Annotated in this window: 1 protein-coding gene; it reads left to right on the top strand. The window is 72.5% G+C overall.

Features of this window, described 5'->3' with window-relative positions; genetic code table 11:
- Window positions 1–218 precede the first annotated feature (218 nt).
- A complete protein-coding gene (locus VM685_RS11255) occupies window positions 219–15485 on the top strand; it encodes a type I secretion C-terminal target domain-containing protein (protein ID WP_325460241.1) in 15267 nt (5088 codons plus the stop codon).
- Window positions 15486–15502: the final 17 nt, after the last annotated feature.

Consider the following 15502-nt stretch of genomic DNA (forward strand, 5'->3'; position numbering starts at 1 on the left):
GGCGCGGCGCGACACTCCGATCGTTATCCTTAACACCTTAAATTCTGAAACTTTCTGCCGCCGTATCCCCCATTTTGGGGATGTGGGGCGCCCCGGCCCCAGCTTAACCCTTGATTAAGGACCGGCCGCTCGTCGGCTGGGATGGGGGAATCTCATCGGTCCGTTCGGTGTGGTCAGGCGCGCGGAGGGCTCTGCGCGCCATGGGGGGAGTGCGCGTCGTGGCTGACTTCGGTGGAACCGGGAACGACAACATGGTGGGCGCCACGGGCGCCGACAGCATGGACGGCCTGGCGGGGAACGACACCCTGTTCGGCGGCCAGGGCGACGACTCCCTGGTGGGCGGCGCGGACGAGGACCGGCTCACCGGCGACGCCGGCGCCGATACCCTCGACGGCGGGTCCGGACACGATGTCGCCGGCTATCAACTGCCGGCGGGCGCGTCCGGCGTTCTGCAGCTCGTCTCCGGGTCCGGCCCGGGCGAGATCCTCGTCCAACTGGTGAACGGGAACACCGTCACGGATGTGTTCCGCGTCGCGATCAACGGGAGCTCGGCGACCGTAGAGGGTCTGAACCTGGCTGCGGATCTGGGAACCGACACCGTGTCGGCGGTCGAGGAGCTGCACTTCTTCATCGGCGATGGCCAGGGGCCTGGGCAGTTCGCCGGCCTCCATTTCGAGGTCGTGGCCGGACAGGTGAGCGGCGGTCGAGCCTTCGTGAACGGGTCTGCGGGCCCCGACACGATCGACCTGGCCGCGCTGTATCCCAACTCGGATGCCGTCGAGATCGGTGTGAACGGCGGCTTCGGCGACGACAACATCATCGGGCGCGCGGGCAAGGACTGGGCGCTCGAAGGGGGCGCTGGATCCGACACCCTCTCGGGCCAGGGCGGCGACGACTATCTGGTCGGCGGCGCGGGCGCGGACAAGCTGGACGGCGGGGCGGGCGATGACATCGCCGCCTTCCGGCTCCCGGCCGGCACGACGGGGACGCTGCGCGTGGTCGAGGGCGCGCAGGCCGGCGAGCTGAAGGTCCAGCTGGTCCAGAACGGCGTCGCCAGCGACGTCTTCACGGTGACGCTCAGCGAGAACGGCGGGGCCGTGGTCACCGGCGCAGGGATCGCGGCCGGGCTGGGCTCCGACACCGTCAGCGGCGTCGAGCACCTGCACTTCTACGTGGACGGGACCGAGAACGGCCCGTTCGTCTCCATCGACCGGACCCTGAACGTCAGTTCCGGGTTCATCGGCGGCACGCCGGGCAACGACGTCATCGACGTCTCCACAACGCCGGGCGTCAACCTCGGCGGCGCGGTGAACGTCAACGGCGCCTTCGGCGACGACACCGTCACCGGCCATGGCGGCGCCAACAACCTCCAGGGCGGCGGCGGGGCCGACAAGCTGCTGGGCGAGGCCGGCGACGACCGGCTGGTCGGCGGCGGCGGCAATGACACCCTCGACGGCGGCACGGGCGCGAACGACTTCGCCGCTTTCGAACTGCCCCAGGGCACGACGGGCTCGCTGCGCGTGGTGGAGACGGCCCAGGCGGGCGTGTTCAACGTCGAGCTGGTGAACAACAACGTCGGCGTCGCGGTCTTCAAGGTGACGGTGACCGGCCAGGGCGCGGCGACGGTCGAGGGCCTGGGCGACCAGGCCTGGCAGGGGACCGACACGGTCGCCAACATCGACCAGCTGCACTTCATGGTGCCGCCGTTCACCCAAAGCCAGTTCACGACCCTGAACCTGACGCCGCGGTTCAACACGCCGCAGAACGGCGTGGCCTTCGCCGGCGGCACGCCGCTGAACGACGTCATCGACCTCGGCCAGGGATACTCGGGTCTGGCGTCGGACGTGGTCCGCGCCGCGGGCGGCCAGCAGGGCGACGACACCATCCAGGGAAGCGGCTTCGTCGACGACATCGGCGGCGGGGCCGGCGCCGACTCCCTCGTGGGCAATGCGGGCGACGACGGCCTGCGCGGTGCGGACGGCGACGACACGCTCTCGGGCGGGGCGGACGACGACTACCTGTCGGGTGGCCTGGGCGCCGACTCGATGGACGGCGGCGCGGGCTTCGACCGGGTCTCGCTCTTCAGCGAGACCGATGGCGTGAAGGCCGACCTGCAGATCTCCGGTCCGCAGGACACCGGCCTCGGCATGGACGTGCTGGCCAACGTCGAGCACGTCTCCGGCGGCGGGAAGTCCGACACGCTCTCTGGGAACGATCAGGCCAACTGGCTGTGGGGCTCGGGCGGCGGCAACGACGTCCTGGACGGCCGCGGCGGCGACGACCTGCTGATGGTGGCCGGCGGCGACCATAGCCTCACCGGCGGCGAGGGGACCGACACCGTGGCGGTGACCGCCGCGACCGCCGGGGCGAGCCTCAGCCTCGCCAGCCAAGGCGGAGGGTCGCAGGTCACCGGCATCGGCGCCATGACGCTGACCGGCGTCGAGAACCTGTCGGGGTCCGCGCACGCCGACACCCTGACCGGCGACACCAACGACAACGTGCTGGCGGGCCACAGCGGTCACGACAGACTGGCCGGCGAGGCGGGGAACGACCTGCTGCTGGGCGACGGGGCGATCGACATCGACGGCGACACGGGCGCGGGTCCGATCGCCACCTTCGACGACGTGGCCGACTTTGGGTTGGCCGGCGGCGCCGACGATCTGCAGGGCGGCGCGGGCGCCGACACCCTGAAGGGCGGCACCGGCGACGACACCCTCACCGGCGGCGCCGACGCCGACACCCTCCTGGGCGGCGCGGGGACCGACACCGCCGTCTTCTCCGGCGCGCGCGCCGACTACACGGTCAGCGTGAACGGCGACGGCTCCATCACCGTCACCGACAACCGCCAGAACGGCGACGGCGTCGATGCGCTCACGGGAGTCGAGTCGCTCAAGTTCAGCGACCAGACCATCCCCGCTCCGACGACCGGGGACCAGGCCGGAGGGACGTCGGGTCCGGACACCCTGACCGGAACGGCCGACGCCGACACTCTCTCGGGCCTCGAGGGCAACGACTATCTCGTCGGCGCCGGCGGGGCGGACAAGGTGGAAGGCGGTGCGGGCGACGACATCGCCGCGTTCCGGCTACCGGCCGGCACGACCGGGACCCTGCGCGTCGTGGAAGGCGCCCAGGCGGGCGAGCTGAAGGTCCAGCTCGTGCAGAACGGCGTCGCCAGCGACGTCTTCTCCGTCACCCTCAGCGACAGTGGCGGGGCCGTGGTCACGGGCTTGGGCATCGCGTCCGGCCTCGGCGCGGACACCGTCAGCGGGGTCGAGCACCTGCACTTCTACGTCGACGGGGCCGAGAACGGCCCGTTCGTGTCCATCGACCGGACGTTGAACGTCAGCCCGGGCTTCATCGGCGGCACGGCGGGCGACGACGTCATCGACGTCTCCACAACGCCGGGCGTCAACCTCGGCGGCGCGGTGAACGTCAACGGCGCCTTCGGCGACGACACCGTCACCGGCCACGACCTCGGCAACAACCTCCAGGGCGGCGCGGGCGCCGACAAGCTGCTCGGCCAAGCCGGCGACGACCGGCTGGTGGGCGGCGGCGGCAATGACGTCCTCGACGGCGGCACGGGCGTGAACGACTTCGCCGCCTTCGAGCTGCCGCAGGGCACGGCGGGGTCGCTGCGCGTGGTGGAGACGGCCCAGGCGGGCGTGTTCAACGTCGAGCTGGTGAACAACAACGTCGGCGTGGCGGTCTTCCGCGTCACGGTGACAGGCCAGGGCGCGGCCACTGTCGAGGGCCTGGGTGACCAGGCCTGGCAGGGGACCGACACGGTCGCCAACGTCGACCAGCTGCACTTCATGGTGCCGCCGTTCACCCAGAGCCAGTTTACGACCCTGAACCTGACGCCGCGGTTCAACACGCCGCAGAACGGCGTGGCCTTCGCCGGCGGCACGCCGCTGAACGACGTCATCGACCTCGGCCAGGGATACTCGGGTCTGGCTTCCGACGTGGTGCGCGCGGCTGGCGGCCAGCAGGGTAACGACACCATCCAGGGCGGGGGCTTCGTGGACGACATCGGCGGGGGGGCGGGCGACGACTCCCTGGCGGGCGGCGCCGGCCACGACGGCCTGCGGGGGGCGGACGGCGACGACACCCTCTCGGGCGGGGCGGACGACGACTACCTGTCGGGTGGGCTGGGCGCCGACTCGATGGACGGCGGCGCGGGCTTCGATCGGGTCTCGCTCTACAGCGAGACCGACGGCGTGAAGGCCGACCTGCAGGTCGCGGGTCCGCAGGACACCGGCATGGGTATGGATGTGCTGACCAACGTCGAGCACGTCTCTGGCGGCGAGAAGTCCGACACCCTGTCGGGCGACGCCCAGGCCAACTGGCTTTGGGGCTCCAACGGCGGCAACGACGTCCTGAACGGCCGCGGCGGCGACGACCTGCTGATGGTGGCGGGCGGCGACCACAGCCTGACCGGCGGGGACGGGGCTGACTCCGTCTCGGTGCGATGGGCGACGGCGGGGGCGAACATCAGCCTCGCCACGCAGGGCGGCCAGCAAGCCACCGGCATCGGCGCGATGACGCTGACCGGCGTGGAGAATCTCTCGGGCTCGGACCATGCCGACACTCTCACCGGCGACACCCAGGCCAACGTGCTGGCGGGCTTCAGCGGCCACGACAAGCTCTCCGGCGACGCAGGGAACGACCTGCTGCTGGGCGACGGGGCGATCGACATCGACGGCGGCACCGGCTCCGGCGCAATCGCCACCTTCGACGACGTGGCGGAGTTCGAACTGCCTGGCGGCAACGACGATCTGCAGGGCGGCGCGGGCGTCGACACCCTGAAGGGCGGCACGGGCGACGACACCCTCACCGGCGGCGCCGACGCCGACACCCTGGTGGGCGGCGCAGGCGCCGACACCGCCGTCTTCTCCGGCGCGCGGGCCGACTACACGGTCAGCGTGAACGGCGACGGCTCCATCACCGTCACCGATCTGCGCAACGGCGCGCCCGACGGCGTGGATGTGGTCCAGGGGGTGGAAAGCTTCCGCTTCAGCGACGTCACCCTGAGCGCCAACGATCTTGGCGCGGTCCAGACGCCGCAGGGCACGACGGGGAACGACACCCTCAATGGCGGCCCGGGGGCCGACACCCTGGACGGCCTGGCCGGCGACGACCGGCTCACGGGCAACGGCGGTTCGGACCGCATCGACGGCAGCACCGGCCACGACATCGCCGGCTTCGGCCTTCCCCAGGGAACGGCCGGCTCGCTTCGCGCCGTGGCCGGCGCGGGGGCCGACCTGGGCAAGATCATCGTCCAGCTCGTCGACGGGAACACCGTCACCGACGTGTTCCGCGTCACCGTCACCGACGGCGACGCTGTGGTGGAGGGCCTCGGCCCGGTGGCGAACCTCGGGACCGACACGGTCACCGACGTGGAGGAGCTGCACTTCTTTATTCCGGCGCAGAACCCGACGCCGGGCCAGTTCGTCGGTCTGAACCTGACGGTGAACGCCGGCCAGGTGAGCGGCGGCTTCGCCTTCGTGCAGGGCTCGGCCGACGGCGACGTCATCCAGCTCGGCACGCTCTATCCGGGGGCAGACGGCTCGGTCCGTCTCGGCGTCGACGGCGGATTCGGCAATGACACCGTCGTGGGTCACGCCGGGCCCGACCAGGCGCTGGACGGCGGCGTGGGCGACGACAAGCTGCAGGGTCTCGGTGGCGACGACTACCTGATCGGCCGCGGCGGCAGCGACCTTATCGACGGCGGCGCCGACCGCGACGTGGCGGCCTTCCGCCTGCCGACCGGGGCCGTCGGCGCGCTGCGGCTCGTGGAATCCTCCGGCAAGTTCGTGGTCCAGCTGGTCGACGGCGGGAACGTCACCGACCTCTACGAGATCACCATCACGGGCGCGGGCAGCGCCACCGTCCAGGGCCTGGGGCCCATGACCTCGGCGGGGACGGACACCCTCACCAGCGTCGAGGAGCTGCATTTCTCCACCGACGCCGCGACGCCGCCGGCTGGCCAGTTCCTCTCGGTGCCCCTCGTTCCTCGGACCGATCCGGTGAGCAACGGCCGTGGGTTCGTGGAAGGCACGCCGGGCGCGGACGCTATCGATCTGGCTGCGCTCTATCCGAACTCGGATGCGGCCGAGATCGGCGTGAACGGCGGCGCCGGCAACGACGTGATCAGCGGCCGCGGCGGCGGCAAGGACTGGGCGCTGGACGGCGGCGCGGGCTCCGACACGCTCTCGGGGCTCGGCGGCGACGACTACCTGATCGGCGGCGCGGGCGCGGACAAGCTGGACGGCGGGGCGGGCGACGACATCGCCGCCTTCCGGCTCCCGGCCGGCACGACGGGGACGCTGCGCGTGGTCGAGGGCGCGCAGGCCGGCGAGCTGAAGGTCCAGCTGGTCCAGAACGGCGTCGCCAGCGACGTCTTCACGGTGACGCTCGGCGAGAACGGCGGCGCCGTGGTCACCGGCGCCGGGATCGCGGCCGGGCTGGGCTCCGACACCGTCAGCGGCGTCGAGCACCTGCACTTCTACGTCGACGGGACCGAGAACGGCCCGTTCGTCTCCATCGACCGGACCCTGAACGTCAGCCCCGGGTTCATCGGCGGCACGCCGGGCAACGACGTCATCGACGTGGCGGCCACCGCCGGCGTGAACCTGGCGGGGCAGGTCAACGCCAACGGCGGCCTGGGCGACGACACCCTCACCGGGCACGGCCTCGGCAACAACCTCCAGGGCGGCGCGGGCGGCGACAAGCTGCTCGGTGCGGGCGGCGACGACTACCTCGTCGGCGGCGGCGGTGGAGACACGGTCGATGGCGGCTCCGGCGCGAACGACATTGCGGCCTTCGAGCTGCCCACGGGCACGGCGGGCTCCCTGCGCGTGGTCGAGACGGCGCAGGCGAACGTCTTCAACGTCGAGCTGGTGAACAACAACCTCGGCGTCGCAGTCTTCCGCGTCACCGTGAACGGCGATGGCGCGGCCACCGTGGAGGGCTTGGGGGACCAGGCGTGGCAGGGCGTCGATACCATCACCAACGTCGACCTGTTGCACTTCCTGGTGCCGCCGTTCAACCAGGCTCAGTTCGTCAGCCTGCCGCTGTCGGTGCGCCAGCTGGTCTCGAACGGCCGGCCGGTGACCATCGGCACCGCGGGTCATGACGTCCTGGACCTCGCCACGATCCACCCGCAGGCGGGCGCGGACGGCGAGTACCAAGCCTCGGGCAGCTTCGGCGACGACACGATCAGCGGCACGGTCGGGACCGACTTCCTGGTTGGCCAGGCCGGCGCGGATTCGCTGACCGGCGGCCAGGGCGACGACTACCTGGCCGGCGGCGCGGGCAACGACGTACTGGACGGCGGCGTCAACACGGCCGTCCTGGGGCTGCGTGGCGAAGTGGGCGGCGACGTCGCCGCCTACGTGGACGCCTCGTCCGGGCTCAACATCGACCTCTCCGTCACCACGGCCCAGACGGTCGGCGGCGGCGCCGGCGTCGACACGATCGCGAACGTCGAGAATGTCTACGCGGGCGCCTTCGATGACGTGGTCAGCGGCGACGGCGGTTCGAACTACATCTACGGCGGCGGCGGCGCGGACAGCCTCTCCGGTCAGGGCTCGGACGACGCCCTGGAAGGCGCCGCGGGCGACGACCGGCTCGACGGCGGCGCGGGCCAGGACTGGGCCGTCTACGGCGAGGCGGCGACCGCGGGCGTCAAGGTCGACCTCGCCGTCGCGGGACCCCAGGCCGTCAGCGCCGACTTCGGCTCCGACACCCTGGTCAGCATCGAGAATCTGGCCGGCTCCGAACACGGTGACACCCTGGCCGGCGCCGAGGCGGCCAACATCCTCGACGGCGGCGAGGGCGGGGACTCCCTCGCGGGCCGCGGCGGCGCGGATCAGCTGTGGGGCGACGACGGCGACGACACCCTCGATGGCGGCGCGGGCGACGACGTCCTCGCCGGCGAAGCGGGGACCGACACCGCCGTCTTCACCGGCGCCCGGGCCGACTACGTCATCAATGTGCTGAACGACGGGAGCGTGCAGGTCACCGACCAGCGCCAGGGCTCGCCGGACGGCGCCGACACGCTCACCGGCGTGGAGTTCCTGAGGTTCACCGACCAGACCGTCTCCCTCGGGGACGTTGGCGGCACGCTGTTCGGCACGACGGGCGACGACACGATCGTCGGCGGCGCCAACGCCGACACCATCTCCGGCCTGGCCGGCGTGGACGTCCTGGAGGGCGGCGGCGGCGGCGATCGGCTGCTCGGCGGCGCGGACCAGGACACCCTGCGCGGCCAGGGGGGCAACGACACCCTGCTGGGCGAGGACGGGGCTGACTTCCTCGTGGGCGGCGGCGGCGACGACGTGCTGGACGGCGGCGCGGGGGCCAACCGCGTCAGCTTCTACGGCGCGGGATCCGCGAACGTCAGCCTGCTGCTTCAGAACCAGGTCCAGAACACCGGCAACGGCAACGACACCCTGATCAACATCCAGCACCTCACCGGGACGGCGGGGAACGACACCCTCGTGGGCGACGGCGCGGGCAACTGGCTGTGGGGCACGGAAGGAACCGACTCCATGTCGGGCGGCGGCGGCGACGACCTGTTCACGGTCGGGGCCGGCGCGCACACCCTGGCCGGCGGAGAGGGCGCCGACGGGATCGACTTCGACGGGGTGACGCTGACCCAGCCGGTGAAGGTCACGCTGGCGGCGACGGGCGCCCAGGACACCGGCCAGGGCCTGATGACCCTGACCGGCATCGAGAACCTGAGCGGCACCCGCTACGGCGGCGACACCCTCACCGGCAACGACGGGGCGAACGTCCTGGCCGGCTGGGGCGGCTCGGACTCGCTGGTCGGCGGGCAGGGGAACGACACCCTGCTCGGCGATGGCGCGCTGGGCGTCGACGACAACGCCATCATCACGGCCTTCGACGACGGGATCTTCGGCGACCTTCCGGCCGGCGCGGACACCCTCGTCGGCGGCCAGGGCGACGACACCCTGTTGGGCGGGCGCGGCTCGGACCGGCTGGACGGCGCCGACGGCCAGGACGTCGCCCGGTTCAGCGGCGCGCGGGCCGACTACCAGCTCGCCTTGCAGGCCGACGGCACGATCACGGTCACCGACTTGAGGTCGGGTTCTCCGGACGGCGCCGACACGCTGAGCGGAGTGGAGACCCTGCGCTTCAGCGACGGCGACTTGCCGTCGACGAGCGTCGGCTCCAACACGACCGGGACGGCCGGACCGGACACCCTCACCGGCGGCGCCGGCAGCGACACGCTTTCCGCCCTCGGAGCCTCTGACGTGGTCTTCGGCGGCGGCGGAGCCGACAAGCTGAGCGGCGGCGACGGCGACGACGGCCTGCGCGGCGAGGGCGGCGACGACACCCTGCTGGGCGACGCCGGCGCCGACTTCCTGGTCGGGTCCGGCGGCAATGACCTGATCGACGGCGGCGCGGGCTTCGACCGCGCGGCCTTCTCCTCCGGCGCCACGGCAGGCGTGCGGGTGGACCTCAACCTGCAGGGCGCCGCCCAGGACACCGGCCAGGGCCTGGACACTCTGGTGAGCATCGAGGCGGTGTCGGGGACGCGGTTCGACGACACCCTGACCGGGGACGCCGGGATCAACTGGCTGTGGGGCGGCTCGGACGGCTCGGGCGTCACCGGCAACGACCGGATCTCCGCCGGCGCGGGCGAGGACCTCGTTCAGGTGGGGGCTGGCGACCATGTGCTCGACGGCGGCGCCGACACCGACGCCCTGTCCTTCCACGGCAACGGCAGCGACATCAGTCCGGCGGGCGTCAACGTCTCCCTTGCCCTGCAGGGCGCGGCCCAGACGACGAACCAGGGCTCGATGCAGCTCACCGGCTTCGAGAACCTCTCGGGCTCCGCGTTCGGTGACACCCTGACGGGCGACACCGGCGCCAATCAGCTGGCCGGCTTCGACGGCGCGGACTCGCTGTCCGGCGGCGAGGGCGCGGACCTTCTGCTGGGCGACGGCCTGATCGGCGCCCGGTCGGAGTTCGGGACGGCGGCGTCGCCCTTCGTCGAAGAGGAGGTGGGCGCAGGCGCCGACACCCTCGACGGGGGCGCGGGCTCCGACACCCTCAAGGGCGGCCAGGGCGACGACCGCCTGATCGCCGGCGCCGGAAACGACCTCATCGACGGCGGAACAGGCGTCGACCATGTGGTCTTCAGCGGCGCGCGCGCCGACTACGACGTGGTCCGCCAGGCGAGCGGCGAGCTCTGGGTGACCCACCGCAACGGCGGGCCCGACGGCGCGGACACCATCTCGGGCGCTGAATACCTGCAGTTCTCCGATGGGCTGGTGCTGCTGTCCGGCGCCCTGCCGGCCACGGCCGGCGCCGACAACTTCGTCGGCACGGCGGGTCCGGATACGTTCGGGGGTCTCGGCGGCGCCGACAGCCTGACGGGCGCGCAAGGGAATGACCTGCTGGACGGCGGCGAGGGGGACGACGTCCTCATCGGCGCGGAGGGCGACGACACGCTGCAGGGGGGCGCGGGTATCGACGTCCTGGTCACGGGACCCGGGGCGGACCGGGTCGATGGCGGCGCAGGCGTCGACCGCCTGCTGTTCCAGGGCGGGCCGGCCGTGAACGTCGACCTTGCGCTCACCGGGCCCCAGGCCACCGGCCAGGGCGTGAAGACCATCGTCGGGGTGGAATGGCTCTACGGCACGGCGGGGAGCGACACGCTCTCGGGCGACGCGGGCGCCAACCTCCTGTGGACCTACAACGGCGGCAATGACGCCCTGTCCGGCCGCGGCGGCGACGACGTGCTGCTGGTCTACAACGGCGACCACGTGCTGGACGGCGGCGCGGGCGTCGATGCGATGGTGATGAGCTACAACATCACCGGGGGCTCCGGCGTGACCATCAGCCTCGCCCAGCCGGGCGTGGCCCAGGCCACCAACGTCGGCGCGATGACCTTCACCGGCATCGAGAACCTCTCCGGCACGGTCTTCGCCGACACGCTGGCGGGCGACGCCGGATCCAACGTGCTCGCCGGCATGAAGGGGGCCGACAGCCTCTCCGGCGGCGAGGGTTCCGACCTCCTGTTGGGCGACGGCGAGATCACCTTCGCCAATGGCGCGTTCCTGATCCTCAACACGCCGTCGGCATCGGCGCCCTCCGGGGCGATGGGGGCCGACACCCTGCGGGGCGGCCAGGGCGACGACACCCTGGTCGGCGCCGGCGGAGCGGACGTGCTGGAGGGCGGCGCGGGCGCCGACGTGGCGGTCTTCTCCGGGGCGCGCGCGGACTACGACATCGTCGTCAACCCTGACGGGACGACGACGGTCACCGACCTGCGCGACGGCGCGCCGGACGGGATCGACACCCTGACCACGGTCGAGGCGCTGAGGTTCTCCGACGTCACCGTCCAGGTGGGGGTCAATATCGTCGGCAGCGCGTCCGGCGAGCTGATCTCCTCCGGCGGCGCCGAGGACACCCTGAGCGGCGCCGGCGGGTCGGACACCCTGCTGGGCGGCGGCGGCAACGATCGCCTCGACGGCGGGGCCGATCCCGACTCCCTGTTCGGCCAGGACGGCGACGACACCGTCCAGGGCGGCGACAGCCACGACTTCCTGGTGGGCGGCCTGGGCGCCGACCGCCTCGACGGCGGTGCGGGCGTGGACCGGGCGGCCTATTCGTCCAACGCCACGGCCGGGGTGCGGGTGGATCTCGCGCTGCAGGGCCAGGCCCAGAACACCAGCCAGGGCCTCGACACCCTGGTGAACATCGAGGCGGTGTCCGGGACCGCCTTCAGCGACACCCTCTCCGGCGACGCGGGCGCCAACTGGATCTGGGGCGGCTCGAACGGCTCGGGCGTCACCGGCAACGACATGCTCGACGGCCGGGGCGGCGACGACCTCGTCCAGATCGGTGCGGGCACCCACCGCGTCGACGGCGGCGCGGATCTCGACACCCTCTCCTTCCACGGCAACGGCTCGGACATCTCCTCGGCGGGCGTCAGCTTCTCGCTGGCCTCGCAAGGGGTGGCCCAGGTCACCGGCCAGGGCACGGTCCGCGCCAGCGGCTTCGAGAACGTCTCGGGTTCGGCCTTCGGGGACTCGCTGGGCGGCGACGCCGGGGCGAACCTGCTGGCGGGCTTCGACGGCGCCGACTCGCTCTCGGGCGGCGCGGGCGGGGACACCCTGCTCGGCGACGGCCTCGTCCATGTCGACGCCGCCGGTCTCGGCTTCGGCGGCGCGACCGTGACCGTCGAGGCGCAGGGCGCGGGCGCGGCCGACACCCTGGATGGCGGGCTCGGGGACGACATCCTCAAGGGCGGCGGCGGCGAGGACCTGCTTTTCGGCGGCCTGGGCGCGGACACCCTGGACGGCGGCGCGGGTCTCGACACAGCCAGCTACGCCGCGGCCACGGCCTCGGTGACCGTCAACCTCGCCACCGGCGTGAGCTCGGGCGCGGCCGGTGCGGACGTCCTGACCGGGGTCGAGCGCGTCGTGGGCTCCGCCTTCGACGACGCCCTGACGGGCGACGGCGTGGCCAACACCCTCGGCGGCGGGACCGGCGACGACATGCTGCAGGGCGGGGCCGGCGACGACCGGCTGGAGGGCGGCGCCAACAACGGCGTGCTCTCGGTTCGCGGCGGCTTCGGCGGCGACACGGCGCGCTACTCGGACGCTTCGGGCGGGGTGACCGTCAGCCTGGCGGCCACGGGAGGTCAGAACGTCGGCGGCGGCCTGGGCCTCGACACCCTGGTGGAGATCGAGAACCTGTGGGGCAGCGCCCATGGCGACGCCCTCACGGGCGACGGCGCGTCCAACTTCCTGTTCGGCGGCGCCGGCGACGACACGGTGCGCGGCGGGGGCGGCGACGACATCCTCGAGGGCGGCTTCGGCGATGACGTGATCGACGGCGGCGACGGCATCGACGTGGCGGCCTTCACCCAGGCGTCGAGCGGTCTCACCATCGACCTCGCGACCGCGAATGGGTCGCAGAACGTCGGCGGGGGCCTCGGTCAGGACAACCTCGTCAGCATCGAGGGGATCACCGGCTCCGGCTTCGCCGACACCCTGACCGGCACCTCGGGCGCCAACTACCTCGACGGGGGCGCGGGCGCGGACTCGGTCACCGGCGGCGGCGGCTCGGACACCCTGTTCGGCGGGGCCGGCGACGACACCGTCTCGGCCCAGGCCGGCGCGGGCGACTCCGTCACCGTGGGGCTGGGCGGCGGCGCCGACCGGCTCGTCGTCAGCCCTGCCATCGCGGGTTCGCTGACGGTCACCGACTTCCAGACCGGCGCCGGCGGCGACTTCCTCGACATCCGGGCGCTGCTGGAGGCCCGGGCGCCCACCTGGGTTCCCTCGGAGAACCCGTTCGAGAAGGGGTTCCTGCAGCTCGTGCAGTCGGGCTCGGCGACGCTGCTGCAGATCAACGTGGACGGGCAGGGCGACGACTTCACCACGCTCGTCACGCTGGAGAACACCAGTTCGCTGCTGTTCAAGCAGGAGAACCTCGGCTTCACGCCCCTGCCGCGCGTGGTCGGCGGCTCCACCGGGGACACCTTCGTCTTCGACACCACGGTGTTCGACCCGAACGCGGTGGACGACAACGGCGACAAGATCGTCTTCCAGGTGGACGGCGGCGGCGGCACCGACCTGCTGCAGATCGAGGCTCCGCAGCTCGACCCGGGCAAGGCGGCCACCATCAAGCCGAGCGATCCGGATCCTATCACCGGCAAGCAGGTCCTGCTGATGGACCTCGACGGCGACGGCACCACCGACATCACGCTCGACAACGTCGAGGAGGTGGAGCTCAACGGTGAGCGGGTGGTCATCACCGGCGACCTGTCGCGCACCGGCCTCGCGCCCAACACCATCTACCTGAACGGCACCACCGGGGACGACCTGCTCGACGCGGGCGGCATGACCTCGCTGGAATCGGTCCGCATCCACGGCCTCGACGGCAACGACACCCTGGTGGGGGCCGGCGACGACGACACCCTGTGGGGCGAGGACGGGAACGACAGCCTGGTGGCCAACGGCGGACCCGACGTGCTCGAGGGCGGCGCGGGGAACGACACCATGGTCGGCGGCGCGGGCAACGACGTGGCCGTGTTCTCGGGGCAGAGCTCCGACTACACCATCACCGAGATCAGCCCCGGCGTCCTGGAGGTGAGCGGGCCGGACGGCGCCGATCGCCTGGAGGCCATCGAGCGGCTGCAGTTCGACGACGGGGCGTTCGGCAAGAACACCGCGCCGTCCGGCTCGGACGGCTCGGCCAGCCTGCTCACCACGGGCACGCGGGTGATCACCCTCGCCGACTTCGGGTTCTCGGACCCGGACGGCGACGGGATGCTGTCCGTGACCATCACGGCAGTGCCGGCGAGCGGCAGCCTCACCCTGGCCGGCCTGGACGTGCAGGCGGGCGACGTGATCTCGGCCGCCGACATCCAGCTGGGGGACCTGCTGTTCACGCCGGCCGCGGCCGGCGCCGTCACCCTGAGCTTCACGGTGAAGGACGACGGCCTGACCACCTGGGGCGCCAACGCCGACGCCTCGGCCAACACCCTCACGCTCAACGTCTCGGCCCCGTCGGGCGGCGGCGGCGGCGGCGGCGGTGGTGGTGGAGGCGGCGGTGGCGGCGGCGGGCCCGTCGTGATCACCACGGGCACGTACGGCACCACGGGGCCGGACCTGGTCACGCTCGGCGGACTCTCCGACACCTTCTCGGCCGGCTTTGGCGCCGACACGGTGTCCTCCGGCCTCGGCAATGACTGGGTGCACGGCAACGCCGGGCAGGACAGCCTGAACGGCGGCGCCGGCGACGACACCCTCTACGGCGGCCAGGACAACGACAACGTCGCCGGCGACGAGGGCAACGACTACCTGTCGGGCGACGTGGGCGCCGACACGCTCTCGGGCGGCGCCGGCGACGACCGGGCCTTCGGCGGCGACGGCGACGACGTTGTCTCCGACGACGCAGGCGCCAACTACCTCCGCGGCGGGGCCGGCAACGACACCGTCTCCGGCGGCGCGGGCTTCGATGACGCCCACGGCAACGAGGGCGACGACACCGTGCGCGGCGGCGGCGGCGACGACTGGGTGGTCGGTGGGAGGGACCAGGACCGGCTGTTCGGCGACGAAGGCGGGGACATCGTCTACGGCAACATGGGCGATGACACCTGCGAAGGCGGGGCGGGGGCGGACGTCGTCCGCGGCGGCCAGTCGAACGACGTGGTGCTGGGCCAGGACGGCGACGACTGGCTCTCCGGGGACCGCGGCGACGACACCCTGACCGGCGGGGCGGGGGCGGACATCTTCCATACCTTCTCGGAGGCGGGGATCGACCGCGTGCTCGACTTCAACTTCGCCGAGGGCGACCGGGTCCAGCTGGATCCCGACACCGTCTATGCGCTCAGCCAGGTCGGCGACGATACGGTCATCGACATGGGCGGCGGCGCCCAGATGGTGCTGGTGGGCGTACAGCTCTCGAGCCTGCCGTCCGGCTGGATCTTCGGCGACTGACGCGACCCTCCCCCAAG

The organism is Phenylobacterium sp., from assembly GCF_035539035.1.
Taxonomy (GTDB): domain Bacteria; phylum Pseudomonadota; class Alphaproteobacteria; order Caulobacterales; family Caulobacteraceae; genus Phenylobacterium.